The sequence below is a fragment of the Amycolatopsis ponsaeliensis genome, assembly GCF_030182635.1.
GTDB classification, from domain to species: Bacteria; Actinomycetota; Actinomycetes; order Mycobacteriales; family Pseudonocardiaceae; genus Amycolatopsis; species Amycolatopsis ponsaeliensis.
In genome coordinates this window covers 119,609-144,413 of sequence record NZ_JAPZLD010000028.1, presented here as the reverse complement: position 1 = coordinate 144,413, position 24,805 = coordinate 119,609, and the positions used below count along the sequence as shown (strand labels likewise).

At 71.1% G+C, this 24,805-nt stretch carries 20 protein-coding genes and 1 tRNA gene; 12 read left to right on the top strand and 9 right to left on the bottom strand.

Going from position 1 to position 24,805, the window contains the following annotated elements:
• Positions 1-358: 358 nt before the first annotated feature.
• From QQ657_RS34895 to dnaE, 3 genes are all read right to left on the bottom strand, one after another.
• Positions 359-1,552, bottom strand: a complete 1,194-nt coding sequence (locus QQ657_RS34895; protein ID WP_284746569.1) for a low temperature requirement protein A — start codon at positions 1,550-1,552, stop codon at positions 359-361.
• A gap of 422 nt (positions 1,553-1,974) precedes the next feature.
• On the bottom strand, positions 1,975-3,456 hold the full coding sequence (locus QQ657_RS34890) for an MFS transporter (protein ID WP_284746568.1): 1,482 nt from the start codon (positions 3,454-3,456) through the stop codon (positions 1,975-1,977).
• A 73-nt stretch (positions 3,457-3,529) separates the two neighbouring features.
• Positions 3,530-7,114, bottom strand: coding sequence for a DNA polymerase III subunit alpha (gene dnaE / locus QQ657_RS34885; RefSeq protein WP_284746567.1), 3,585 nt, complete (start codon positions 7,112-7,114; stop codon positions 3,530-3,532).
• A gap of 460 nt (positions 7,115-7,574) precedes the next feature.
• Here dnaE and QQ657_RS34880 point away from each other — a divergent pair, with 460 nt between their 5' ends.
• The 5 genes from QQ657_RS34880 to QQ657_RS34860 are packed head-to-tail and all read left to right on the top strand — an operon-like array spanning position 7,575 to position 13,631.
• On the top strand, positions 7,575-8,222 hold the full coding sequence (locus QQ657_RS34880) for a FadR/GntR family transcriptional regulator (RefSeq protein ID WP_284746574.1): 648 nt from the start codon (positions 7,575-7,577) through the stop codon (positions 8,220-8,222).
• A complete protein-coding gene (locus tag QQ657_RS34875) occupies positions 8,219-9,646 on the top strand; it encodes an amino acid permease (protein ID WP_284746566.1) in 1,428 nt (475 codons plus the stop codon). The genes QQ657_RS34880 and QQ657_RS34875 overlap by 4 nt, the downstream gene beginning before the upstream one ends.
• Positions 9,643-10,563 carry an asparaginase gene (locus tag QQ657_RS34870; RefSeq protein WP_284746565.1) on the top strand — a complete coding sequence of 307 codons (921 nt, stop codon included), beginning with the start codon at positions 9,643-9,645 and terminating at the stop codon, positions 10,561-10,563. The genes QQ657_RS34875 and QQ657_RS34870 overlap by 4 nt, the downstream gene beginning before the upstream one ends.
• Positions 10,563-11,954: an aspartate ammonia-lyase gene (gene aspA, locus QQ657_RS34865; protein WP_284746564.1), complete on the top strand. Its 1,392-nt coding sequence runs from the start codon at positions 10,563-10,565 to the stop codon at positions 11,952-11,954. The genes QQ657_RS34870 and aspA overlap by 1 nt, the downstream gene beginning before the upstream one ends.
• Positions 11,955-12,005: 51 nt before the next feature.
• Entirely contained in the window at positions 12,006-13,631 is a 1,626-nt protein-coding gene (locus QQ657_RS34860) for a CocE/NonD family hydrolase (protein WP_284746563.1), read from the top strand.
• A gap of 4 nt (positions 13,632-13,635) precedes the next feature.
• Here QQ657_RS34860 and QQ657_RS34855 read toward each other — a convergent pair whose 3' ends face one another.
• The gene (locus QQ657_RS34855) at positions 13,636-14,388 is read right to left on the bottom strand and encodes a metallophosphoesterase (RefSeq protein ID WP_284746562.1); all 753 of its coding nucleotides are present in this window, start codon (positions 14,386-14,388) and stop codon (positions 13,636-13,638) included.
• On the bottom strand, positions 14,385-15,017 hold the full coding sequence (locus tag QQ657_RS34850; RefSeq protein WP_284746561.1) for a GntR family transcriptional regulator: 633 nt from the start codon (positions 15,015-15,017) through the stop codon (positions 14,385-14,387). The genes QQ657_RS34855 and QQ657_RS34850 overlap by 4 nt, the downstream gene beginning before the upstream one ends.
• 46 nt (positions 15,018-15,063) lie before the next feature.
• On the opposite strand from QQ657_RS34850, the gene QQ657_RS34845 reads away from it, so the two are divergent.
• The gene (locus QQ657_RS34845; protein ID WP_284746560.1) at positions 15,064-16,239 is read left to right on the top strand and encodes an aminotransferase class V-fold PLP-dependent enzyme; all 1,176 of its coding nucleotides are present in this window, start codon (positions 15,064-15,066) and stop codon (positions 16,237-16,239) included.
• Here the strand turns inward: QQ657_RS34845 and QQ657_RS34840 are convergent.
• Entirely contained in the window at positions 16,236-17,186 is a 951-nt protein-coding gene (locus tag QQ657_RS34840; RefSeq protein ID WP_284746559.1) for an SDR family NAD(P)-dependent oxidoreductase, read from the bottom strand. The two genes, QQ657_RS34845 and QQ657_RS34840, sit on opposite strands and share 4 nt — an antisense overlap.
• Before the next feature lie 40 nt (positions 17,187-17,226).
• The gene (locus tag QQ657_RS34835) at positions 17,227-18,363 is read right to left on the bottom strand and encodes an acyl-CoA dehydrogenase family protein (RefSeq protein WP_284746558.1); all 1,137 of its coding nucleotides are present in this window, start codon (positions 18,361-18,363) and stop codon (positions 17,227-17,229) included.
• A gap of 31 nt (positions 18,364-18,394) precedes the next feature.
• Between QQ657_RS34835 and QQ657_RS34830 the strand changes: the two genes are divergently transcribed.
• The gene (locus QQ657_RS34830; RefSeq protein WP_284746557.1) at positions 18,395-19,882 is read left to right on the top strand and encodes an AMP-binding protein; all 1,488 of its coding nucleotides are present in this window, start codon (positions 18,395-18,397) and stop codon (positions 19,880-19,882) included.
• A gap of 13 nt (positions 19,883-19,895) precedes the next feature.
• On the top strand, positions 19,896-20,312 hold the full coding sequence (locus QQ657_RS34825; RefSeq protein WP_284746556.1) for a cupin domain-containing protein: 417 nt from the start codon (positions 19,896-19,898) through the stop codon (positions 20,310-20,312).
• Here QQ657_RS34825 and QQ657_RS34820 read toward each other — a convergent pair.
• Positions 20,309-20,773 carry a MarR family winged helix-turn-helix transcriptional regulator gene (locus tag QQ657_RS34820; RefSeq protein WP_284746555.1) on the bottom strand — a complete coding sequence of 155 codons (465 nt, stop codon included), beginning with the start codon at positions 20,771-20,773 and terminating at the stop codon, positions 20,309-20,311. The genes QQ657_RS34825 and QQ657_RS34820 overlap by 4 nt on opposite strands.
• Positions 20,774-20,898: 125 nt before the next feature.
• Between QQ657_RS34820 and QQ657_RS34815 the strand changes: the two genes are divergently transcribed.
• The 4 genes from QQ657_RS34815 to QQ657_RS34800 all read left to right on the top strand — a co-directional run bounded on the left by QQ657_RS34815 (position 20,899) and on the right by QQ657_RS34800 (position 24,694).
• Positions 20,899-21,393 carry a carboxymuconolactone decarboxylase family protein gene (locus tag QQ657_RS34815; RefSeq protein ID WP_284746573.1) on the top strand — a complete coding sequence of 165 codons (495 nt, stop codon included), beginning with the start codon at positions 20,899-20,901 and terminating at the stop codon, positions 21,391-21,393.
• A gap of 139 nt (positions 21,394-21,532) precedes the next feature.
• The gene (locus tag QQ657_RS34810) at positions 21,533-22,564 is read left to right on the top strand and encodes a hypothetical protein (RefSeq protein WP_284746554.1); all 1,032 of its coding nucleotides are present in this window, start codon (positions 21,533-21,535) and stop codon (positions 22,562-22,564) included.
• A gap of 132 nt (positions 22,565-22,696) precedes the next feature.
• Complete coding sequence (locus QQ657_RS34805; RefSeq protein WP_284746553.1) at positions 22,697-24,139, top strand: MFS transporter; 1,443 nt, start codon at positions 22,697-22,699, stop codon at positions 24,137-24,139.
• A gap of 57 nt (positions 24,140-24,196) precedes the next feature.
• Positions 24,197-24,694: a hypothetical protein gene (locus QQ657_RS34800; RefSeq protein WP_284746552.1), complete on the top strand. Its 498-nt coding sequence runs from the start codon at positions 24,197-24,199 to the stop codon at positions 24,692-24,694.
• 22 nt (positions 24,695-24,716) lie between these two features.
• On the opposite strand, the gene QQ657_RS34795 is transcribed toward QQ657_RS34800, so the two are convergent.
• Positions 24,717-24,788: transfer RNA gene (locus QQ657_RS34795), tRNA-Val, on the bottom strand.
• Positions 24,789-24,805 lie beyond the last annotated feature (17 nt).

The following is a 24,805-nucleotide window of genomic DNA, read 5'->3' as shown; positions in this document are numbered from 1 at the left end:
GTTTAATCGAGGCAAAATACTTTGCTCTCAAAGGAACCTCATACGAGGTTCAATACATAAGCTCTACTGGCTTAGTTCACTAGCACACTGTTGAGTTCTCAAGCAACACACTCTGAATCCACCCGCTTTATCGGCGGCTGAAACTCTCGGCGATTGTTTCAAGCTTTGTTGTTCCGAGGTCAACACCTCGGTTCAGGACCACCCACTCTACCACGTTCGTGGGAGCTTGGTTCGTGGCCCCGGCGGCCGCCCGGTTTCCCTGGCGACTTGGAGAACTTTACATGCCCCGAAAACCCCCTTGCACAGGGGGGTCCCTTTTATCGCGCCAGGCCGCTGACCTGCGTCGATCCACCGGAAGCTACGACTGGGGCTCCCCATGGGTCGCGACGACCGTCAGCGCGACGAGCGCGGCCGTCAGCACCGCGGCGACGTGAATCGGCGCCGGCGTGAACGACGCGGCGACAACGAGCACCGCCGTCACCGGGAAGCCGATGGCGATCGGGCGGCACTCGTTGGTCGGCCCGATGTGCAGCAGCCACACGCTCAGCAGGAAGACCGCGACCGGCAGCGTGGTCGGCAGCGCGGCGCCGACTCCGCCGAGGTCGTGCAGCGCACCCGTGTCGTAGGCGACCGCCACCTCGAGCCCCGCCCCCACGGCCGCGGCGGACGCGAAGATGAAGTAGTGGCCGTAACCCCAGCTCATCGACGTGAACATGGTCGGCCGGCGGACGAGCCGCGCGTGCCCCGGCCGGTCGAAGTACAGCCACCACATGGAGAACACGAGCACCAGGCCGGCCGCGGCCAGCGAGATCAGCGCACCGAGGTGGCCGGGTTCGGCGGCGCCCTCCTTGATCGCGTTCGTCGCGCTGAGGATCACCTCGCCGAGGACGATCAGCGTGAACAGCCCGTACCGCTCCGCGATGTGGTGCGGGTGCCACGTCGTGCCCTGGCGGCTCTCCGCCCACACCGGGACGGCCATCTCCAAGATCGCGAACAGGAAGAACGCGTAGGGCTGCAGGCCGTGCGGCAGCCAAAGGTAGCCGACCCACAGCACCTGGCAGACGGCGATCCCGCCGGCGTAGCGCAGGGCCGCCGGGCGGCAGCCGCGGTCCGACCGCGCCGCGCGCAGCCACTGGACGACCATCGCCAGCCGCATCAGCACGTAGCCGGCGACCATCACCCGGAAGTCGCCGTCGAACGCGCGCTCCACCCCGGCCGCCACGGTCAGGCCGCCGGCGATCTGCACCAGCGTCGCCAGCCGGTAGGGGACGTCGTCGGTGTCGAACGCCGAGGCGAACCAGCTGAAGTTCAGCCAGCCCCACCAGATCCCGAAGAACACCAGCACGAAGGAGAACACGCCGTGGCCGACGTGGCCTTCGGCGATCGCGTGGTGCAGCTGCGCGGCGGCCTGGCCGACCGCGACGACGAAGCAGAGGTCGAACAGCAGCTCGAGCGGCGTCGCGACGCGGTGGTGCTCGCTGCGATCGCGCGACCGCATCGGCCGGTGCCACATCCGGATCCGGCTCTCCGGCCGCGACGGCTGCTCGGTCATGGGACTCCCCGCGTCTGCGTCGGACGGAACGCGTCCATCCCAGCATGATCAGCGCGGTGGGAGCGGGCACGACACGAAGAACGGACGGGCCCGGTTCCCCCTCACCCGGGCCCGCCCGCTGCCGTCACGCGCCGGCGGCCGCCGATGGGCATCCCTTCCGCGAGTGCCGGACGGTCCCCCGCGGACGCCGACAACTCACTGGATGGAAGGTGACCGAGTGTGTCCATTCCCTCGAACTCCGGACGCTTCGGTCGCTCAGGCCGGTCACCCCATCCCCGGGTGGCCGACCGATTGCCACTGTCGGTAGCCGAAGCCGCGCAGTGAAGGCTCCATAAGATCTACCCGGTTGCTCTGCGTAGCACCAGTGTCTTTCCGTGCCCGTCACTCGTTTGGAGCATCGCTAATCTGCCGAAAGTAGTGTCTCAGCCCCGTTGGACGTCCGCGGCGGACGTCTCGGCCCTCCGGGCCTCGTGTTCCCGCTCGGAAGTTTGCGCACGGTGGCGCCGCGCCCTCAGCTCGGCGATCGCGAGGGCCAGCGCGGTGCACGTCAGACCGGCCGCGCAGCACAGCGCGATGGTGAGCGCCAGCGGCTGGTCCCGCGACGCACCGAGGACCGTGCCGAACACCGACGCGAGCACCGCGGTGCCGATCGCGGTGCCGATCCGCTGCCCGGTCTGCAGCGCGCCGCCCGCGACCCCCGCCATCCGGACCGGCACGCACTCCAGCGTCAACGTCGTGTTCGGCGAGATCACCATGCCGCCGCCCACCCCCGCGAACAACAGCGGCAGCGCGAACGCCCACCCGGACGCCGACGGCGGGACGAGCTGGGCGAGCAGCGCGACGGCGAGCAGGCCCACCGCGACCATGGCCAGCCCGGTGACGGTCAGCCGCCGGCCGAAGGTCGGCACCAGCCGCCCGGCGACGGCCGCGGACACCGCCGAGCCGACCGCGAACGGCGTCACCGACAGTCCGGACTGCAGAGGCGTGTAGCCGAGCCCCTGCTGGAAGAACATCGCGAAGACCAGCCAGATCCCGGCGAACCCGCAGAAGTAGAGGGCACCGACCGCGGCACCGGCGGAGTACCCCGGCGTGCCGGTGAACAGCCGGGTGTCCAGCAGCGGCGACCGGCCGCGCCGGACCACCGAGCGCTCCCAGCGCACGAACGCGAACCCGGACACCAGCGCGACGACGAACATCCACCACAGCCGCGCGGGGCCGTCGGCGTCGGATTCGATGACCGGGAGCAGCACGCCGAGCACGGCGACAGCGAGCAGGACGATGCCGAGGAAGTCGATCTCCGACCGCACCCGGAACTGCTTCTTCTCACTGCGCGGAAGCAGCCGCAGAGCCAGCACGAACGCGAGGACGCCGATCGGCACGTTGACGTAGAACACCCAGCGCCAGCCGTCCTGGGCGCCGAAGACGGCGAGGATGACCCCGCCGAGGATGGGCCCGACAGCGGTCGAGATCCCGACGACCGCGCCGAACATCCCGAACGCGCGGCCGCGCTCGGCGCCGCGGAAGAGGTCCTGGATCAGCCCGGTGTTCTGCGGGGTCAGCATGCCCGCCGCCACGCCCTGGGCGAGGCGCGCGATCACGAGCGTGGTCTCGTTCGGCGCGGCTCCCGCCAGCGCGCTGGTGACGACGAACGCGGCGAGGGCGCCGAGGAACATGGTCCGGCGGCCGAACGCGTCGCCGAGCCGGCCGCCGGTGACCAGGACCAGGCCGAACGCCAGCGCGTAGCCGGAGACGACCCAGCGGATGCCGCCGCTGCTCGCGTGCAGCCCCGACTGCATCGACGGCAGGGCGACGTTGACGATGCTGACGTCGAGCAGACCCATGAACCCGGCCGTCAGCGAGACGGCCAGCGCCTTCCAGCGGCGGGGATCGGGTTCGTACGTCATCGTGCTCAGCAAACACGAAGGGCGGGATCCGCGCGCGTTGTCCGCCGCGGTCCCGCCCGTTTCGCGCCCGAAACTACGTCGAAGCCGTGATTCCCCGGATGCCCTTGAGCTCGCCGATCAGCATCGAGCTGACCTTCACCGGGTAGTCGTGGAGCGCGAACACCGTCTGGTTCCGCCCCACCAGCTTCAGGTGGACCATTGTTTCACCCTTGTGGGCGAGCAGCGTGGACCGCAGTTCGCTGACGACCGACTGGTCGATCTTCTCCGCCGCGGCGAGCAGGACCAGCGGGGGCTCGTCGTCGCCGTTGCCCGTGCCGACCTCGGACAGGTCCAGCGTCGCGAGGCCGCCACCGAAGATCGACATCTTGTCTTCGCGCCAGTTGACCCGGCCCTTGACCAGCACCGCGTTGTCCTCGATCAGCTCGCCCGCGAACAGCGCGTACGACTTCGGGAAGAACAGCACCTCGAGCGAGGCGTCCATGTCCTCCACCGTGCAGATCGCCCAGGGCTCGCCCTTCTTGTTGACCCGCCGTTCGAGCGACGTGATCAGCCCGGAGATGATGATCTCGCCTTCGCGCGGCGGATCGGCGAGGATCCCGGCGATCGGCTTCGGGGCGTGCTTGCGCAGGATCCGCTCGGCGCCGTCCAGCGGGTGGGCCGAGACGTACAGGCCGAGCATCTCCCGCTCGTAGGCGAGCAGCTGCTTGCGCGGGTACTCCTCCTCGCCGAACTTCAGGTGCGCGAGCGGCGACGACGACGGCTGCGCCTCCCCCTCGTCCCCGCCGAAGCCGAAGAGGTCGAACTGGCCCATCGCCTCCTGGCGCTTGAGCGGGACGACGGCTTCCACCGCGTCTTCGTGGACCTGGATCATCGACAGGCGCGTGTGGCCGAGCGAGTCGAACCCGCCCGCCTTGATCAGCGACTCGATGACCCGCTTGTTGCAGGCCACGAGCTCGGACTTGTCGAGGAAGTCGGTGAAGGTGGAGTACTTGCCCTTCTCCGCACGGGTCTTGATGACCGACTCGACGACGTTCGCGCCGACGTTGCGGACCGCGCCCATGCCGAAGCGGATGTCCTCCCCGACGGCCGCGAACCGCAGGGCCGACTCGTTGACGTCCGGCGGCAGCACCTTGATGCCCAGGCGGCGGCACTCGGAGAGGTAGACCGCCGACTTGTCCTTGTTGTCACCGACCGACGTGAGCAGCGCGGCCATGTACTCCGGCGTGAAGTTCGCCTTGAGGTACGCGGTCCAGTAGGAGATCAGGCCGTACGCGGCCGCGTGGCTCTTGTTGAACGCGTACCCGGCGAACGGGAGGATCGTGTCCCAGAGCGCCTTGACCGCCTCGGCGGAGAACCCGCCCTCGAGCAGGGGGCTGGCCTTCATCCCGGCCTCGAAGCCGTCGTACTCGAGGTCGAGGACTTCCTTCTTCTTCTTGCCCATCGCGCGGCGGAGCACGTCCGCGCGCCCCATCGTGTACCCGGCCACCTTCTGGCCGATGTGCATGATCTGCTCTTGGTACACGATCAGGCCGTAGGTGTCGGCCAGGATCTCCCGCAGCGGCTCGTCGAGCTCCGGGTGGATCGGCTTGACCTTCTGCCGGTTGTTCTTCCGGTCGGCGTAGTCGTTGTGCGCGTTCATGCCCATCGGGCCGGGGCGGTAGAGCGCGCCGACCGCGACGATGTCGTCGAACACCGTGGGCTCCATGCGGCGGAGCAGGTCACGCATCGGCCCGCCGTCCAGCTGGAACACGCCGAGCGTGTCGCCGCGGGCGAGCAGCTTGTAGGTCTCCGGGTCCTCGACGCCCAGGGTGTCGAGGTCGATGTCGATCCCGCGGTTGGCCTTGATGTTGTCGATCGCGTCGCCGATGACCGTCAGGTTCCGCAGGCCCAGGAAGTCCATCTTCAGCAGGCCGATGGCCTCGCACGACGGGTAGTCCCAGCCGGTGATGATCGAGCCGTCGTCACGCTGCCAGAGCGGGATCGCGTCGGTCAGCGGGTCGCAGGACATGATGACCGCGCAGGCGTGCACGCCCGCGTTGCGGATCAGGCCCTCGAGACCGCGGGCGGTCTCGAAGATCGTCTTGCACTCTTCGTCGGTCTCGACCAGCGCGCGGACCTCGGCGGCCTCGCCGTAGCGCTCGTGCTTGTTGTCGACGATGCCCGAGAGCGGGATGTCCTTCGCCATGATCGGCGGCGGCAGCGCCTTGGAGATCTTGTCCGCGATCGCGTACCCCGGCTGGCCGAAGTGGACCCGCGCGGAGTCCTTGATCGCCGCCTTGGTCTTGATCGTGCCGAAGGTGATGACCTGGGCGACCTTGTCCGCGCCGTACTTGTCGGTCGCGTACCGGATCATCTCGCCGCGACGGCGGTCGTCGAAGTCGATGTCGATATCGGGCATCGAGACGCGCTCGGGGTTCAGGAACCGCTCGAACAGCAGCTTCTGCGGGATCGGGTCCAGGTTGGTGATACCGAGGACGTACGCGACGAGCGAGCCGGCGGCGGAACCACGGCCCGGGCCGACGCGGATGCCGACCTTGCGGGCGTAGCTGATGAGGTCGGCGACGATCAGGAAGTAGGCCGGGAAGCCCTTCCCGATGATGACGTCGAGCTCCTTCTCGATCCGCTCGGGGTAGCCCTCGGGCGGACCGCCCGGGAACCGCCACGCCAGGCCCTTCGCGACCTCCTCGCGCAGCCAGCCGCCCTGGTCGTAGCCCTCGGGCACCTCGAAGAACGGCAGCCTGTCCTTGTGCGAGTACACCTCTTCGTAGGACTCAACGCGCTCCGCGATCATCAGCGTGGTGTCGGCCGCGCCCGGGACTTCCTTGTCCCAGTACTCGCGCATCTCGGCGGCGGACTTGAGGTAGTAGCCGTCGCCGTCGAACTTGAAGCGGGTCGGGTCGTTGAGGGTCTTGCCGGCCTGGACGCACAGCAGCGCCGAGTGCGTGTCGGCCTGGTCCTTGGTGACGTAGTGCGAGTCGTTGGTGGCGATCGGCTTGAGGTCGAGCAGCCGGCCGACCTCCAGGAGGCCCTCGCGGACCGACCGCTCGATCGGCAGGCCGTGGTCCATCAGCTCGAGGAAGAAGTTGTCGGCGCCGAAGATGTCCTTGTAGTCGGACGCGGCCTGGATCGCCGCTTCCTTCTGGCCCAGCCGCAGCCGGGTCTGCACCTCGCCGGACGGGCAGCCGGTGGTCGCGATGATCCCCGAGTGGTTCTCCGCGATCAGCTCGCGGTCCATCCGGGGCTTGCGGTAGTAGCCCTGCATGCTGGCCAGCGAGGACAGCTTGAAGAGGTTCCGCAGCCCGGTGGCGTTCTGCGCGAGCATGGTCATGTGCGTGTAGGCACCGGCGCCCGAGACGTCGCCGCCCTCGCCCAGCTCGTCGGCGCCGCGCTGGTTCGACTGGCCCCAGAAGACGGGCTTCTTGTGGAACCGGCTCTCCGGCGCGATGTAGGCCTCGATGCCGATGATCGGCTTGAGGCCGTGCTTCTTCGACTGCTGGTAGAACTCGTCGCCGCCGTACATGTTGCCGTGGTCGGTCATGCCGACCGCGGGCATGCCGAGGCGCGCCGCCTCCGCGAAGAGGGGAGCGATCTTCGCCGCACCGTCGAGCATCGAGTACTCGGTGTGGACGTGCAGGTGGACGAAGGAATCGTTCGACACCAGCGAAAACCTCCCCTAGGTGAATGGGACCGGCTGCGCCCGGGTCCCTCACCCTAACCCGTGGCACCGACAGTCCTCGAACGTGCTGCCCGCGGTCGATTCTGCTCCTCGCGAGAGGTGTTCCGCCGCTGCGACGCGCCCCCTTTTCGGGCGGTGGTGATCACGGTGCGGCGGGCGGGTACCGGGCGTTGTCGGGTGGTCACTCGGGGACGCCGGGGTGGGCTCGCCGAGTGTCTTGAATGAGTCATTCAAGACCTCCGGTGACCTGAATGACTCATTCAAGACAGCGCGGCGGGGGCAGGGCGGGCCGGCGGGTCGCGACGGAAGCACCGGGGCGCGGTGAGGTGGGCCACAGCCGCCCCGGCTCCCGTTGACAGTCCGCCTCCCGGAACCGAGCATTCGTCGCATGAACCTGTCTGACAGCCAGACAGCCGGACAAGGTCCCCGGCGGATCAGCGCCATGGAGGCCGTGCTGGCCCACCTGCGGCGGCTGATCGAACGCGGGGACTACCCCGTCGGCGCGAAGCTTCCCTCCGAAGCGTCCCTGAGCAGGGAATTCGAGGTCAGCCGGTCGGTCATCCGGGAGGCCCTGCGCGGCCTCCAGGCCCTCGGCATGACCGAGTCCAAGACCGGCAAGGGCACCTTCGTCACCGCCACCGGGCCCGCCGACAACCCCACCTTCGGGCCTTACTCCGCCCGCGACCTCATCGAGGTGCGCCGGCACGTCGAGATCCCCGTCGCCGGCTATGCCGCCCTGAGACGCGGCCAGGACGACCTCGACCTGCTCGGCCACCTCGTCGAGCGGATGGACGCCGAGACCGACAACACCGCCTGGGTCGCGCTCGACTCGCTCTTCCACATCACCATCGCCCAGGCCTCGGGCAACCCCGTCTTCGGGAAGGTGATCGAAGAGATCCGGGACGCGCTGGCCCGCCAGTCCGCCTTCCTCAACCAGCTCGGCGACCGGCGCGCGCGGTCGAACGCCGAGCACCGGGAGATCGTCACGGCGATCGAGAGCGGCTCCGAAGAGGACGCCGTCGCCGCCATGACCGCGCACCTCACGCACGTCGAAGCCACTCTCACCAGCATCGTGAACGGGGACCAGTGACCGAGCAGACCCGCACGGCCCCCGCCAACACCACCGACGCGGGCGACGCCGGCTACAACAAGGCCCTCAAGCCCCGGCACGTGACCATGATCGCCATCGGCGGCGCGATCGGCACCGGCCTCTTCCTCGGGGCCGGCGGCCGCCTCGCGCAGGCCGGGCCGGCGCTCGCGATCGTCTACGCCGTCTGCGGCCTCTTCGCCTTCTTCGTCGTCCGCGCGCTCGGCGAACTCATCCTCTACCGGCCCTCCAGCGGCGCCTTCGTCTCCTACGCCCGCGAGTTCATGGGCGAGAAGGGCGCGTACGTCGCCGGCTGGATGCACTTCCTCAACTGGTCGACCACCGGCATCGCCGACATCACGGCGATCGCGCTCTACGCGCACTTCTGGTCGTTCTTCTCGCCGGTCCCCCAGTGGGTGCTCGCGCTGATCGCGCTGGCCGTGGTCCTGACGCTGAACCTCGTCTCGGTGAAGCTGTTCGGCGAGATGGAGTTCTGGTTCGCCATCGTCAAGGTCGCCGCGCTCGTGCTGTTCATGGTGATCGGGATCTTCCTGCTGGTGACGCAGACGCCGATCGACGGCACCGCCCCCGGCCCGCAGCTGATCACCGAGCACGGCGGGATCTTCCCGACCGGGCTGCTGCCGATGGTGCTGATCGTGCAGGGCGTCGTGTTCGCCTACGCCTCGGTCGAGCTGGTCGGCGTCGCCGCCGGGGAGACCGAGAACCCCGAGAAGATCATGCCGAAGGCGATCAACTCCATCATGTGGCGCATCCTCGTCTTCTACGTCGGGTCGGTCGTCCTGCTGGCGATGCTGCTGCCGTGGAGCTCCTACTCCGAGGACCAGAGCCCGTTCGTCACCGTGCTCTCGCACCTGGGCGTGCCCGCCGCCGGCAGCGTGATGAACCTGGTCGTGCTCACCGCGGCGCTGTCCAGCCTGAACTCCGGCCTCTACTCGACCGGCCGGATCCTGCGGTCGATGGCCAAGGCGGGCTCGGCACCGAAGTTCACCGGCGTGATGAACCGCAACCAGGTGCCCTACGGCGGCATCCTGCTCACCGCGTCGGTCTGCGTGCTGGGCGTCGGGCTGAACTACCTGGTGCCGAAAGAGGCCTTCGGCATCGTCCTCAACTTCGCCGCGATCGGGATCCTGGCCACCTGGGCGATCATCGTGGTCTGCCATCTGCTGTTCGTCCGCAAGACCGAGCGCGACGGCCTGGAGCGGCCTTCGTTCCGGCTGCCGTTCTCGCCGTACACCGAGATCGCGACGCTCGTGTTCCTCGCCGCGGTCGTCGTGCTGATGGGCTTCGACGAGACCGGCCGGATCACATTGCTGGCCCTGCCCGCGATCGCCGTCGCGCTGGTCGCCGGCTGGTTCGCGGCCCGCAAGCGGATCGACATGCGCGCGTTCGACGAGGAGGGCATGTGAACCACGAACCCCTGGTCGAGCTGGTGCGCGACGGCCTGGTCGAGGGCGTGCACCACGGCTCCGCGATCGTGCTCGCCCCGGACGGCACCACGCTCTTCGCGGCGGGCGACCCGGACGCCGCGATGTACCCGCGGTCGACGGCGAAACCCCTGCAGGCCACGGCGATGGTGCGGCTCGGGCTGCGCCTGTCCCCCGCCGGGTTTGCCATCGCGGCAGCCAGCCACTCCGGCGAGCCGATGCACCTCGACGCCGCGACGGCGGTCCTCGACGGACGCTCCCCGGACGCGCTGGGCAACCCCGCCGACTTCCCGTACGACCCGGTCGAGCGCGACCACTGGGTCGCCGCCGGCCGGAGCTCGAGCCGGCTCGCGCACAACTGCTCCGGCAAGCACGCGGCGATGCTCGCGACCTGCGACCTGAACGGCTGGAGCACGGACGGCTACCTCGATCCGGCCCACCCGCTGCAACGCGCGATCGCCGCGACCGTCGAGGACCTGACCGGGCGCGGCATCGAGCGGGTCGCGGTCGACGGCTGCGGCGCACCCCTGTTCGCGACGACGCTGCGCGGGCTCGCCACCGCCGTCGCGAAGATCGCCACGGCCACGCCCGGCACGCCGGACCACCTGGTCGCCGACGGGATTCGCCGGCACCCGGAGCTGGTCGGCGGCAGCCGCCGCGACGTCACCGCGGTCATGCGCGCGGTGCCCGGGCTGATCGCGAAGGACGGCTTCGAGGCCGTCCAGGTCGCCGCGCTGCCGGACGGCACGGCGATCGCGGTCAAGATCGCCGACGGCGGCGACCGCGCCCGGCAGCCGGTGCTCGCCGCGGCGCTGAAGCTGTGCGGGATCGACGTCCCGTCCGGTCCCGGAAACCTCCGGGTGACCGGAAAACTCGCCGCCTCTGCAGGGAGCCTCTGATGACCACCCGCCGTGAACACGACCTGCTGGGCGACCGCGACGTCCCCGCCGACGCGTACTGGGGCGTGCACACCGCCCGCGCCCGGGAGAACTTCCCCATCACCGGCACCACGATCGCCGCGTACCCGCACCTGATCGAGGCGCTGGCCGCGGTGAAGGAGGCCGCCGCCCGCGCCAACGCCGAGCTGGGCCTGTTGAAGCCCGGGATCGCCGACGCGATCGGCGCGGCCTGCCGTGAGATCCGCGAAGGCGCGCTGCACGGCGAGTTCGTCGTCGACGTCATCCAGGGCGGTGCCGGGACGTCGACCAACATGAACGCCAACGAGGTGATCGCGAACCGCGCCCTGGAGCTGCTCGGGCACGCGAAGGGCGACTACCACGTCGTGCACCCCAACGAGCACGTCAACCTCGGGCAGTCGACGAACGACGCGTACCCGACCGCGGTCAACGTCGCGACGATCCTCGCCGTGCGCGAGCTGTCCGAAGCGATGATCGTGCTGGAGAAGGCGTTCGCCGCCAAGGCCGTCGAGTTCCACGACGTCCTGAAGATGGGCCGCACGCAGCTGCAGGACGCGGTCCCGATGACGCTCGGGCAGGAGTTCGGCACCTACGCGGTGATGCTCGGCGAGGACCGGCTGCGACTGAACGAAGCCGTCGCGCTGCTGCACGAGATCAACCTCGGCGCGACGGCGATCGGCACCGGCCTCAACGCCGCGCCGGGCTACGCCGAGGCCGCGTGCCGCCACCTGCGCGAGATCACCGGGCTGCCGGTCGTCACCGCCGCGGACCTGGTCGAGGCGACGCAGGACTGCGGCGCGTTCGTGCACCTGTCCGGCGTGCTCAAGCGGATCGCCGTGAAGCTGTCGAAGAGCTGCAACGACCTGCGGCTGCTGTCGTCGGGCCCGCGCGCCGGCCTGAACGAGATCAACCTGCCGCCGGTGCAGGCCGGGTCGTCGATCATGCCCGGCAAGATCAACCCGGTGATCCCCGAAGTGGTGAACCAGGTCGCGTTCGAGGTGATCGGCAACGACGTCACCGTGACCATGGCCGCCGAAGCCGGGCAGCTGCAGCTCAACGCGTTCGAGCCGATCATCCTGCACGCGCTGTCCGAGAGCATCACGCACCTGGGCGCGGCCTGCCGGACGCTGGCCACGAAGTGCGTCTCGGGGATCACGGCCAACGTCGACGTCCTGCGCTCCTACGTCGAGAACTCGATCGGGCTGGTCACCGCCCTGAACCCGAGCATCGGCTACGCGGCCGCGACCGAGATCGCGAAGGAGGCGCTGGCGACCGGGCGCGGCGTCGCCGAGCTGGTCGTCGAGAAGGGCCTGATCCCGGCCGAGGAGCTGGCGAAGCTGCTGCGTCCGGAAAGGCTCGCCCGCGCGAACTGAGGTACCGTCGGATCCGGAAGGATCTGCTCCACTTCGGAAGGCGGGCACCCCGTGCTGGACCGACTTGTCGACAAGATGCTCGGCCTCCCCCGTGCCGAAGGCCCGAAGCCGGTCGTGACGCGCGATCTCACCGTGCCGATGTCCGACGGCGTGACGCTCCTGGCCGACCGGTACGCCCCGCCCGGGACGACGTCGGCGCCGGTGGTGCTGATCCGCACGCCGTACGGGCGCAAGGGAATCCTGTCGAAGCTCTTCGGCGACACGTTCGCCCGGCACGGGCTGCAGACGGTCATCCAGAGCACCCGCGGTTCGTTCGGCTCCGGCGGCGAGTTCCGGCCCTTCCACCTCGAACGCGAAGACGGCGTCGCGACCGCCGAGTGGCTGCGCGCGCAGCCCTGGTGCGACGGGACCATCGGCACGGCAGGCGCCAGCTACCTCGGGCACACCCAGTGGGCGCTCGGCCCCTACCTCGACCCGCCGCTGGCCGCGATGTGCCTCGGCGTCACGGCGTCGGAGTTCATCTCGACCTTCTACCCGGGCGGCGTGCTCGCGGCGGACAACATGGTGTCGTGGTCGGCGATGATCGGCCGCCAGGAAGAACGCTTCGCCGCGCTGCCGAACCCGCTGCAGAAGCGCAAGACGCGGAAGGCGATGTCGTTCCTGCCGCTGAGCCGCGCCGACGTCGCCGCGATCGGCAAGCCGGTGCGGTTCCTCCAGGACATCACCGAGCACTTCGTCCCGGACGACGACTACTGGGCGATGTCCGACCACAGCGCCGAGGTCGCGAAGCTGGACGTCCCGGTGTCGATGGTCACCGGCTGGTACGACCTGTTCATCGGCTCGCAGCTGCGTGACTTCCGCACCCTCGCCGAGGCGGGCAAGGCGCCGCGGCTCACGATCGGGCCGTGGGCGCACGGCGAGCCCGGCAGCATGGGCCCGATGATCCGGGACCAGCTCGGCTTCCTGCGCGCGCACCTGCTCGGCGACCGGACGTTCCTGCAGCGCGCGCCGGTCCGGCTGTTCCTGCAGGGCGCGGGCACCTGGCTGGACTTCGAGTCGTGGCCGCCGCCGTCGACGGCGACCGCGTCCCACCTGCGCCCGATCGGCGGGCTCGGCGAAACGGCAGGCGACGAGGCGCTGCCGACGACGTTCACCTACGACCCGGCCGACCCGACGCCGGCGGTCGGCGGGCCGCTGCTGACCGGCGACTGGAAGCAGAAGGACAACCAGGAGGTCGAGGCGCGCCCGGACGTCCTGGTGTTCACCGGCGAGCCGCTGGCGTCGGACCTCGACGTCATCGGCGAGGTGTCGGCGACCGTGCACGTGCGCACCGAGCTCGGCCACGCCGACGTCTACGTCCGGCTGTGCGACGTCGACGCCGGCGGGGTGTCCCGCAACGTGACCGACGGGATCCTCCGGCTGCGCCCCGGTTTCCCGGCGGCCGACGCGGACGGGGTCGTGACGGCGGAGGTGACCCTCGACCCGACGGCCTACCGCTTCCGCCGCGGCCACCGGCTGCGCGTGCAGGTGGCGGGCGGGGCGTTCCCGCGGTTCGCGCGCAACCACGGGACCGGCGAGCCGGTGACGTCGGCGGTGAACGGGAAGCCGAACCGGTTCGAGGTGTTCCACGACGCGGCCCGGCCGTCGAAGATCACGTTGCCGGTGTTCGGCCACTGAGCGGTCAGAGCGGGACGATGCGCTGGTGGCTGGTCACCCGGCCGTCGTCGTGCAGGACGTGCAGCAGCAGCGACGGCGGCCGCTCGTAGTCCAGCGGCCCGCCCTCGTCCCAGCCGCGGTCCGCGCCCGGCTCGACCGGCAGCAGCGACTGCGAAACCACACCCGGCGCGATCCGCAGCGGCACCCCGGCGAACATCGTCGACGCGCCCGTGTGGACGTGCCCGGCCAGCAGCGCCACCACGCGCGGGTGGCGGTTCAGGACCGAAGCCAGCCGATCCTCGCCCGACTGGCGGATCGCGTCGACCAGCGGGACGCCCACCTCGACCGGTGGGTGGTGGAACGCCACGAACGCCGGGCCGTCGCCGCCGGAAAGCGTTTCGTCGAGCCAAGCCAAGCTGGAGTCGGCCAGGAACCCCGCGCCACGGCCCGGGATCGTCGAGTCGCACATCGCGAACAGGACGCCGCCGACCTCCTGTGCGAGGTCGATCGGGTCGTCGGACGCCGGCAGGCCCAGCAGCCCGGCGCGGAACTCCGCCCGGACGTCGTGGTTGCCCGGGCACACCAGCACCGGCGCCGGGTGCTTCAGCAGCTCGGCGGCGCGCGCATATTCCGATGGCGCGCCGTGGTCGGCGATGTCGCCGGTGACGACGACGGCGTCGACCGCGAGGTCGGCCAGGTAGCCCAGCACCGCGGCGACGCGGTCTTCGGCCCGCGGGTCGTCGTCCAGGTGCAGGTCGCTCAGGTGCGCGATGATCATCTTTCGTCCTTCCCCAAGTACGCCAGTGCTTTCACCCAGTTGCGGACGAGCACCGCGGACGCGGCCGCCAGGTCGCCGTCGCGCAGGGCCGCGGCGATCCGGCGGTGCTCGCCGATGCTCTCCCCGGCACGGGCCGCCCCGCCGAAGTAGCACGATTCGTACCGCTTGAGCAGCGGTTTCGTCTGCCCGATCAGCCGCAGCAGGTGCGCGTTCGGGCAGCGGGACAGCAGCAGCGCGTGCCACCGTTCGTCCACTTCGGACAGATCAGCGCCGCGCTCCAGCGCCCCGGCCATCTCGTCTGCGACGGCGTCGAGCGCGTCCGGCAGCCCGGCCAGCTCCAGCGGCGACGTCCAGCGCAGGGCGAGCGCTTCGAGCTCGGCGACCAGCGGGTAGAGGCGGCGGGCTTCGTCGAGGTCGAACGGCGGCACCAGGAACCCGCGGCCGGGCGCGGAGACGAGCAGGCCGCGGTCGGCGAGCCCGATCAGCGCCTCCCGCAGCGGAGTCCGGCTGACGCCCAGCTCGCGGGCCAGGTGCACCTCGTTGACGCGCGCGCCGGCGGCGAACCGGCCGTCCAGCACGCGGGCGGTGATCTCCTCGGTGAGGTCGCTGCGCAGCGGGGTCCGGGCCATGACGGGCAGTATTGCATACAGAAGGCCGCTACTGTATTCAGTTCACATGACCTTCGACGTCGACCGCGCCCGCCGTGAAACGCCCGGCTGCGCCGAAGTGGTCCACTTCAACAATGCCGGTTCCGCGCTCCCGCCCCGGGTCGTGACCGACACCGTCGTCGACTACCTGCGCCACGAAGCGCTGGTCGGCGGGTACGAAGCGGCCGCCGAAGCCGCGGATCGCCTCGACGCGGTGTACGCGTCGGCGGCCCGGCTCGTCGGCGGCGAACCCGACGACATCGCGATCACCGACAACGCGACGCGCTCGTGGCAGGCGGTGTTCTACGCGCTGCCGTTCGGGACCGGCGACCGGATCCTCACCTCCCGCGCGGAGTACGCCAGCAACGCCATCGCGTTCCTGCAGGTCGCCAAGCGCACCGGCGCGGTCGTGGAGGTGATCGGCGACGACGAGTCGGGCCAGCTGGACGTCGAGGAGCTGCGACGGCGCGTCGACGGCGACGTCAAGCTGATCGCCATCAGCCACGTGCCCACCCAGGGCGGCCTGGTCAACCCGGCCGAGGCGGTCGGCGCGGTCGCCGAAGCCGCCGGCATCCCGTTCCTGCTGGACGCGTGCCAGTCGGCCGGCCAGGTCGACCTCGACGTCCGGCGCTTGAAGTGCGACGCGCTCTCGGTGACCGGCCGCAAGTACCTGCGCGGCCCGCGCGGCACCGGGTTCCTGTACGTCCACCCGCGGCTGCGCGACCGGCTGGAGCCCGCGATGCTCGACCTGCACTCGGCGGTCTGGACGGCGCCCACCGAGTACGTCGTCGACCCGACCGCCAAGCGCTTCGAGGTGTGGGAGCGCGACTTCGCGGCGGTGTTCGGCCTCGGCGCGGCCATCGACTACGCGCTCGAGTGGGGCCTCCCCGCCATCGAGACGCGCGTCGCCGCGTTGGCCGCGACGCTGCGCGCCCGCCTCACCGAAGCCGGGGCGCACGTGCACGACGCCGGCGCCCGCAAGTGCGGCATCGTCACCTTCAGCGTCGACGGCACCCCGGCGACCGAGATCAAGGCACGGCTCGCGGAGGCGAACATCAACACCTCGATCTCGTCGCGGACGTCGGCCCAGTTCGACTTCACCGCGCGCGACCTGCCGGACCTGGTCCGGGCGTCGGTGCACTACTACAACACCGAAGACGAGATCGACCTGCTGGTGCGGCAGCTGGAAAGCCTGCGGGCCTAAGCGAAAGCGTCGACGCCAGTCAGTGCGGCCGACACCGTCCACAGCCGCTCGGCCTGCGCCGGGTCGATCGCGTAGTCCTTGACGCCCTCGCGGCCACCGTCGGCGGGTGCGGGCTCGGCGACGTCGCAGTCCTCGAGGTAGACGCCGCCGAGGCCGTCGAGCTGCGGGGACGTCGCGGCCCAGACCTGGGTCGCCGCGCCCTCCTCGGGCGTCTTGGCGCCGCCGGTGACCCGGCCTTCCGCGTCGACCATGCCGGCGTCGACCAGCTCCTGACGGTCGAGGTGGCGCACGAGGTCGGTGAGGATCCGGCCCGGGTGCAGGGCGAACGCGCGGACTCCGCGGTCACGCGCCAGCTTGTCGAGCTGGACCGCGAAGAGGACGTTCGCCGTCTTCGCCTGGCCGTAGGCGAGCCACTTGTCGTAGCCCTGCCGGAATTCGAGGTCGTCGAAGCGGACCGGGCCGTAGTGGTGGCCTCGCGAGGACACCGAAACCACGCGGGCACCCGCGGTGAACGCCGGCCAGAGCCGGTTCACCAGGGCGAAATGCCCGAGGTGGTTGGTCGCGAACTGCGCCTCCCAACCCGGCCCGACGCGCGTCTCCGGCGACGCCATGATCCCCGCGCTGCCGAGGAAGATGTCGATGCCGCGGCCGGAGGCGAGGAACCGCGAAGCGAACGCGCGGACGCTGTCGAGGTCACCGAGGTCCAGCTCGTCGATCTCGACGTTTTCGAAGCCCCGCAACGCTTCTTCCGCCGTCGCGCGGCGGCGGGCCGGGACGACGACGTGCGCGCCCGCCGCCGTCAGCGCCCGCGTCGTCTCCAGGCCGATGCCGGAATAGCCGCCGGTGACGATCGCGAGCTTGCCGGTCAGGTCGATGCCGGCCAGGACCTCCGCCGCCGTGCTGGCGGCGCCGAAGCCCGAGCCGATCTTGTGCTGTGCGGTGGTCATGCTTCCGACAGTAAGAGCTGGAGTGAACTCCAGCGCAAGTTCAGTCCTTGAGCAGCTGGCGCGCGATGACGAGCTTCTGGATCTCGCTGGTGCCCTCGTAGATCCGGAACAGCCGCGCGTCGCGGTAGATCCGCTCGACCGTGACGCCGCGGACGTAGCCCATGCCGCCGTGCACCTGGACCGCGCGGTCGGCGACGCGGCCGAGCATCTCGGTGCAAAACAGCTTCGCCGACGACGGCCCGAGCTTGCGGTCCTCGCCCGAGTCGTACTTCGCGGCGGCTTCGTGCACCATCGCGCGCCCGGCCGCGAGCTCGGCGTGCGACTCGGCCAGCAGCGCCTGCACGAGCTGGTACTCGCCGATCACCCGGCCGCCCTGACGCGCCGTCCGCGCGTACTCGACGGCTTCGGCGAGCGCGCGTTCCGCCATGCCGACGCACAGGGCCGCGATGTGCAGCCGGCCGCGGGCGAGCGAGGCCATCGCGATGCCGAAGCCCTTGCCCTCCTCGCCGACCAGCGCGTCGGCGGACAGCTCGACGTCGTCGAAGACCACCTCCGACGTCCACGCGCCGGCCTGGCCCATCTTGGCGTCGTGCGGGCCGACGGTGACGCCTTCCGCGCCGGCCGGGACCAGGAACGCCGAGATGCCGCGGCTGCCGGTGCTGTCGAGGTCCGTGCGCGCGAACGCGACGAAGACCTCGGCCAGCGGCGCGTTGGTGATGAACCGCTTGGTGCCGGACAGCCGGTAGCGGTCGCCGTCGCGGACCGCGCGGCTGGTCAGGCCGCCCGGGTCCGAACCGGCCTCGGCCTCGGTGAGCGCGAAGGACGCGATCGCCTGGCCCGCGGCCAGCCGGGGCAGCCAGCGGGTGCGCTGATCCGGCGTCCCGTAGTGCACGATCGCCTGGCCCGCGATGCCGTTGTTGGTGCCGAACAGCGACCGGAACGCGGGCGTCGTGTGGCCGAGCTCGACGGCGAGCCGGACGTCCTCGGCCATGCCCAGGCCGAGCCCGCCGTACTCCTCCGGCAGCGCCCAGCCGAACAGGCCCAGCTCGGCGGCCTTCTCCCGGATTTCGGCCGGGATCTCGTCGCGCTCGTCGATCTCGGCCTCGCGCGGCACGACCTCCTTGCGCACGAAGTCCCGCACCGCACCGAGCACCTGCCCGAAAAGCTCCGCGTCCATGCGTCGCACCGTACCCGGTAGCGTGCGGTGCGTGAGCACCTTCTTCGACGTCGCCGAACAGCACCCGGACCGCCTCGCGGTGCTCGCGCCGGACGGCACGGCCGCGACGTTCGGCGAGCTGGCCGCCCGGGCGAACCGGCTCACGCACGCGCTGCGCCGGCTGGGCCTCGGGGAAGGCGACGGCGTCGTCGCGATCGTCCACAACGGACTCCCCTACTTCGAGCTGCTGTTCGCCACGCTGCAGGCCGGGATGTACTTCACCCCGGTCAACTACCGGTCCTCCCCCGCCGAAATCGCCTATGTGGTGCAGAACAGCGGCGCACGGGTCGTCGTCGCCGACGCGGACATCGCGCGCGGCTGTGCCCTCGACGTGCCCCGGTTCTCGGTCGGCCCGGCCGACGGCTGGGGCGACTACGCGGCCTGGGGCGAGGGCGAGCCGTCCACCGCGCCGGAGCCGCGGACCGCCGGCCAGACGATGCTCTACACGTCCGGCACCACTGGGCGGCCGAAGGGCGTGCGGCGCGCGCTGAGCGGGAATCCGCCGTCCCTGCACCCGATCCACCGCGACCTGATGGCGCTGTTCGACGTCGAGCCGGGGCCGGGCGTGCACCTGGTCGCGTGCCCGCTCTACCACGCCGCGCCCGGCTCGTTCGCCGTCAACGCGATGCACCTCGGGCACAGTGCGGTGCTGATGGACCGCTTCGACGCCGAGGAGACCTTGCGGCTGATCGAGCGTCACCGCGTCACCGGCACCCACCTGGTGCCGACCATGTTCCACCGGATGCTGCGGCTGCCCGAGGACGTCCGCGCGCGGTACGACACGGCGAGCCTGGTGAGCGTGGTCCACGGCGCGGCGCCCTGCCCGCGCGAGGTCAAGGAGCGGATGATCGGCTGGCTCGGCCCGGTGGTGCACGAGTACTACGGCGCGTCGGAGGGCCTGATCTGCGGCGTCACGGCGGCCGAGTGGCTGGACGCGCCGGGCACGGTGGGCCGGCCGCTGACCGGCGTGCGGCTGAAGATCCTCGGCGACGACGGTGCCGAGCTGCCGGACGGCGAGCCGGGCACGATCTGGTTCAGCTCCGCCCACACCGCGATCGACTACCTCGGCGACCCGGAGAAGACCGCGGCCGCGCGGTCCGGGGAGTTCATCACGGTCGGCGACTTCGGGTACCGCGACGCCGAGGGCCGCGTCTTCCTGCTCGACCGCCGGACCGACCTGATCCTCTCCGGCGGCGTCAACATCCACCCCGCCGAGATCGAGGCGCGGCTGCTGAGCCACCCGGACGTCGCCGACGCGGCGGTGATCGGCGAGCCGGACGACGAATGGGGACAGCGGGTCGTCGCCGTCGTCGAACCGGTGCCCGGGGTTCTGCCGGACGACGCCCTGGCCGCGCGGCTGGCCGAGCACTGCCGCGGCGAGCTGGCGGGCTTCAAGACGCCGAAGCGGTTCGACTTCACCGATCGCCTGCCGCGCACCGAATCGGGCAAGATGATGCGGCGCACCCTGCGCCAGGCCTGAGGAGGACTGCCCGATGCGCAAGACCGTCACGCTCTTCGCCGCGACCGCGCTGGCCGTCACGCTGGCGTCCGGGACCGCGTCCGCGACGCCCGGCAGCGGCGTCGCCGGCACGATCCTGGCCCAGAAGACCATCGGCCACACCGACTACACGCTGCGGGAGATCACCATCCAGCCCGGCGGCTACACCGGCTGGCACTTCCACGACGGCACGCTCTACGCGTACGTGAAGGCCGGGACGCTGACGCACAACCTCGCCGACTGCAGCATCGACGGCATCTTCGGCACCGGGCGCGCGTTCACCGAGAAGCCCGACCAGGTGCACATCGGCCGCAACCTCGGGTCGACGCCGCTGGTGCTGGAAGTCCTGTACGTGCTCCCGGCGGGCAGCCCGCTGTCGGAGGACGCGCCCGACCCGGGCTGCGGTTACTAGCTCGAGAACCAGCCGGCGGCGTCGAGCCGGTAGGCCGCGGGGCCGACAACCGCGCGCAGGTCGGTCTCGAGTGCGGCCATCCGCTCGGCGCCGACCGTGCGGGCCCAGTCTTTTCGCAGGTCGTCGAAGATCTCCGCGGACTTCGTGAGCGCGTCGACGCCGTGTGCGGTGAGCCGCACGATCTTGCGCCGCGCGTCGTCGGGGTCGTCGGCGCGCTCGGCGTACCCCAGCCTCTCGAGCCGCTCGACCGTCTTGCCCGCCGCCTGCTTGGACACGCCGAGGCGGCGCCCGATCTCCGACGCCGTCGCGCCCCGGACGCCGATGGCCTGCATCGCGAAGCCGTACGAAGGGCGGACGTCCGGGTGCCCGCGGCGCGCGAGCTCGGCGTGGAGGCGGTCGATGAGCGTGCGGAAGCCGCCGAAGAGCAGGAAGGGCAGCTCGTAACCGGGTGCGTCCGTCATCGCCCCTTGCCTTTTTCGACAACCAGGTTTACTGTTTCGACAACCACGTTGTCGATACTACGTCTGGAGACGTCTTGTTCCCCGATCACACCCCGGAGTCTGCACCCCTGGCCGCCCGCCCGGCGATGGCGGCCACCGCGAAGAAGTTCGGCCGCGTCCCGGCCGCCGTCGCGCGCCTGGCGACGTCCCCCGAACTGCTGAACGGGTTTCTGAAGCTCAACGCGATCTTCGAGTCCACGACGTTGCCGGCGCTGGACCGCGAAGTGCTCGTCATGACCGTGGCCGCGCGGAACGGATGTCACCTGTGCGTGGCGATGCACACGGCTTCCCTGCACGGCCTTTCGGCGGCGCCGGAACTGGTGGCGGCACTGCGTGCGCAGTCGTCGTTGCCTTCGCCGCGGCTGGAGGCGTTGCGGCGGTTCGTGCTGACGGTCATGGACACGACGGGCGACGTCCCGGCTGCCGAGCTCGCCGCCTTCACCGGCGCCGGATACACGGCGCAGAACGCCCTGGAAGTGGTGCTGGGCATCGGGACGTACACGCTGTCGACGTTCGCGAACCGCCTGACCGGCGCACCGCTGGACGAGGCTTTCGCGGGCCACGCCTGGCACGCGGCCTGATCAGCCGGGGCCTCGGCGAGCGGATTCTTTCCTCGACCGGAAACCCTTGTGCGGCAACGGGAAGCCCGTTTTTGTCGGTGCCCGCCGGTAGAATTCGAGGTGTTCGGTCGGGGGTTGATCCGAGGTCCGAGGAGGACGTTTGCGCATCAGGGGGAAGTACATCGCCGTGGCGGTGCTCGCGGGAGCGGTGCTGGCCGGGGCACCGGCCACGGCCGCGGCGGCGGAGGGCTGTCAGTGGACGGCGGCCACGTTGCCCGTGCCCGACGGGTACCGGCTGAACAGCATGGGCGCGGGCGACGGGGCGGGGGCGGTCGCCGGCACCCTGCAGCCGCAGTCGCCCGGCGAACCGCTCGTGGGCGTCGTGTGGCAGGGGGACGGCGTTCGGCTGCTCGGCGCGGCGTTCGGGCTGGACACCGAACTGAACGACGTGAACGCCTCCGGCGTCGCGGTCGGGTCGTACCGCGAACGGCGGCCCGGGGCGGAGTTCCCGGTGAACCACGCCGTCCGCCACACCGGCGGCCACTTCGAGCGGCTGCCCGACCCGCCGGGGTACACGAACACCAAGGCGCTGGCGATCAACGCCCGTGGCGACATCCTGGGCGCCGTCGGCGAAACCGAGGCCAACGGGGTGAACAACACGGTCGTGTGGCCGGCGGACGCGCCGGGGACGGTGGAGGTGCTCGACCCGTCGCCGGCCTGGCAGGTCCAGGGCGGCATCAACGACGACGGCACGGTCGCGGCGGCGGTCCTCGACTGGTCCACCGGCGGTCACCTCGCGGGCTACGTGCTGCCGTGGGGCGGATCGGCGGTCCGCATGGCCTCGCCGGTCGCGTCCGGCGACGTCATTCCCGCGGCCGTCACCACACGGCGGATCGCCGGAACCGCGGGCCACGACGGAGCGTTCCTCTGGCACCTCGACGGCTCGGTCGACCGCGCGTTGCCGGAGCTGCGCACGGTGGCGGCGATGAACACCGCGGGCGCGATCGTGGGGGAAGCGGGCGACGGGTCGACGCTGTTCCTGCCGCCCGACGGCGGCCCGGCGCAGACCGTCGCACCGGCCGGCCAGAACAGCCGGGTGCGTGAAGTGGCCGAGAACGGCGACGTGTTCGGTTCGGCGACGGTGTACTCGCCGGACCCCGCCACCGCGGCGGTGCGCTGGCGCTGCGGCTGATCCCCGGTCCGGCCGTCCCGGCACGTTCGCCGGGACGGCCGGCACCTCCGGCGGAATTTTCTTCCGCGCCCGTGTCCGGTCGCGGCGCGCGGCTCCGACCCCTGGGTGTTCAACCACCTGGAAGGAGTCGACATGGACAAGCCGGCCGGACGGCGGGAGTGGCTGGGGCTGACGGTGCTCGTGCTGCCCACCCTGCTCGTCGCGATGGACATGACCTCGCTGTTCCTCGCGCTGCCGCAACTGAGCGCCGACCTCGGGGCGAGCGCCACCGAGCAGCTGTGGATCACCGACAGCTACGGCTTCGTCGTCGCCGGTTTCGTGATCACGATGGGCACCCTGGGCGACCGGATCGGGCGACGCCGGCTGCTGTTCTTCGGCGGCGGCGCCTTCGCGGTCACGTCGGTGGTCGCGGCGTTCTCGACGAGCCCGGCGATGCTCATCGCGGCCCGCGGCGCGCTCGGCATCGCGGGGGCGACGCTGATGCCGTCGACGCTCGCCCTGATCACGAACATGTTCCGCGACGAGAAGCAGCGAGGGAAGGCGATCTCGATCTGGGCGACGTGCCAGTTCGCGGGCGGCGCGGCCGGCCCGGTGCTGGCCGGGTTCCTGCTGCAGCACTTCACGTGGGGCGCGGTCTTCCTGGTCGCGGTGCCGGCCATGGGCGTGCTGCTCGTCGCGGGCCCGCTCTTGCTCCCGGAGTTCCGCGCGCCGGTGTCGGGGCGGCTCGACTTCGCCGGGGTCGGGCTGTCGCTGGCGGCTGTGCTGCTGATCGTGTTCGGGCTCAAGCAGCTGGCGGCCGGCGAGCTGGCGGTGCCTCTTGCCGCGATCGCCGCCGGGGGCGCGCTCGGTGCCGTCTTCGTCCGCCGCCAGCTGACGACGTCGTCGCCGCTGCTGGACCTGCGGCTGTTCCGGAACCGGCCGTTCACCGCGGTACTGGTCGCGCTGGTGGTGGCCGGGGTCGCGATGGCCGGCGTGGGGCTGCTGGTGACGCAGTACCTGCAGAGTGTCCTGGGTTACTCGCCGCTGGCGTCGGCGGTGCTGTTCGCGCCGATGGGGCTGGGCGTCGCGGCGGGCACGATGACGGCGCCGTCCCTGACCCGCCGGATGACCCCGGCCACGGCCATCACGGGCGGCTTGGTGCTCTCGGCAGCGGGCGGCGTCCTGCTGGCCTTCACCGGCGGTCTGGCGCTGACGATGCTGGGGATCGCGGTGCTGACGCTGGGCACAGGCCCGCTGTTCGCGCTGGGGATCGGCTTGGTGATGGGCTCGGTCCCACCGGAGCGAGCGGGCTCGGCGGCCTCGATGGCGGACACGGGCAACTACCTGGGCGGCTCACTGGGCCTGGCCTTGATCGGCCTGACGGCGACGGCGGTGTACCACGCTGTGTTGCCGGGCGGGACGACGCTCGCGGTGGATGTGACGCGCGCGGAGGTTGCGGGGCAGGCTCGGGAGGCGTTCACGACGGCGGTGAACGTGACGGGGGTGATCGCGGCGGTGCTGTTCGCGGGGCTGGCGCTGCTGGTCCGGACGATGAGCCGCACGGAGACGGCCGCCCCGGAACGAGCGTTGGCCTGACCCTGGTGACCGGGTTCCAGGGCTACAATTCCGGGCCTCCGGAGTGAGGGAGGCGCGGTGCGCGCCGAAACCGTGGTGGCGATCTGCGCCCTGGTCATCGCCGTCGCCTCGCTCGCGGTGACCGTCCAGCAAGCTCGGGCGACGCGGCTGCACTACCGGCACTCGGTGCGGCCGCTGCTCCAGCTCCGCCTCGAACTCCACCCGGGCACGACGGCCGGGCTGCGGCTGGTGAACGCCGGCCTCGGCCCGGCGGTGCTCACCGGCACCGGCTTCACCCTCGACGGCAGGCGCCTCGGCGCGTTCGACGAGACGAACGTGAACGAGGTCAGGGACACCCTCGCCGTTCGGCCCTCCGCCACGACCCTCGGCGGTCCGGGGATCTTCGCCAAGGACTACGACCGGTATCTGCTCAGCGTCGCCACGTACGACCCGGACGAGCACCGCGAGTTCGCCGACCTGCTGCGCACCCGCCTCGAACTGCGGATCCACTACGAATCCCTGTACGGCGGCGAGCGGTTCACGGCGCAATGGCCACCGGCCCGGGACCCCGGCTAGTACGGGACGGTCGACCGTCGGGTGGGCGCAGCAGGGTTCGAACCTGCGACCGCTCGGGTGTAAGCCGAGTGCTCTTCCGCTGAGCTATGCGCCCCTCGGACGGCGGCCCGG

What these genes read in the sequence shown, in the direction of transcription:
- aspA (WP_284746564.1), top strand. Translation starts at nt 10,563, where the DNA reads ATGACCACCCGCCGTGAACACGACCTGCTGGGCGACCGCGACGTCCCC.
- QQ657_RS34805 (WP_284746553.1), top strand. Translation starts at nt 22,697, where the DNA reads ATGGACAAGCCGGCCGGACGGCGGGAGTGGCTGGGGCTGACGGTGCTC.
- QQ657_RS34820 (WP_284746555.1), bottom strand. Translation starts at nt 20,773, where the DNA reads ATGACGGACGCACCCGGTTACGAGCTGCCCTTCCTGCTCTTCGGCGGC.
- QQ657_RS34840 (WP_284746559.1), bottom strand. Translation starts at nt 17,186, where the DNA reads ATGACCACCGCACAGCACAAGATCGGCTCGGGCTTCGGCGCCGCCAGC.
- QQ657_RS34890 (WP_284746568.1), bottom strand. Translation starts at nt 3,456, where the DNA reads ATGACGTACGAACCCGATCCCCGCCGCTGGAAGGCGCTGGCCGTCTCG.
- QQ657_RS34825 (WP_284746556.1), top strand. Translation starts at nt 19,896, where the DNA reads ATGCGCAAGACCGTCACGCTCTTCGCCGCGACCGCGCTGGCCGTCACG.
- QQ657_RS34855 (WP_284746562.1), bottom strand. Translation starts at nt 14,388, where the DNA reads ATGATCATCGCGCACCTGAGCGACCTGCACCTGGACGACGACCCGCGG.
- QQ657_RS34815 (WP_284746573.1), top strand. Translation starts at nt 20,899, where the DNA reads ATGGCGGCCACCGCGAAGAAGTTCGGCCGCGTCCCGGCCGCCGTCGCG.
- QQ657_RS34880 (WP_284746574.1), top strand. Translation starts at nt 7,575, where the DNA reads ATGGAGGCCGTGCTGGCCCACCTGCGGCGGCTGATCGAACGCGGGGAC.
- QQ657_RS34895 (WP_284746569.1), bottom strand. Translation starts at nt 1,552, where the DNA reads ATGACCGAGCAGCCGTCGCGGCCGGAGAGCCGGATCCGGATGTGGCAC.
- QQ657_RS34845 (WP_284746560.1), top strand. Translation starts at nt 15,064, where the DNA reads ATGACCTTCGACGTCGACCGCGCCCGCCGTGAAACGCCCGGCTGCGCC.
- QQ657_RS34850 (WP_284746561.1), bottom strand. Translation starts at nt 15,017, where the DNA reads ATGGCCCGGACCCCGCTGCGCAGCGACCTCACCGAGGAGATCACCGCC.
- QQ657_RS34835 (WP_284746558.1), bottom strand. Translation starts at nt 18,363, where the DNA reads ATGGACGCGGAGCTTTTCGGGCAGGTGCTCGGTGCGGTGCGGGACTTC.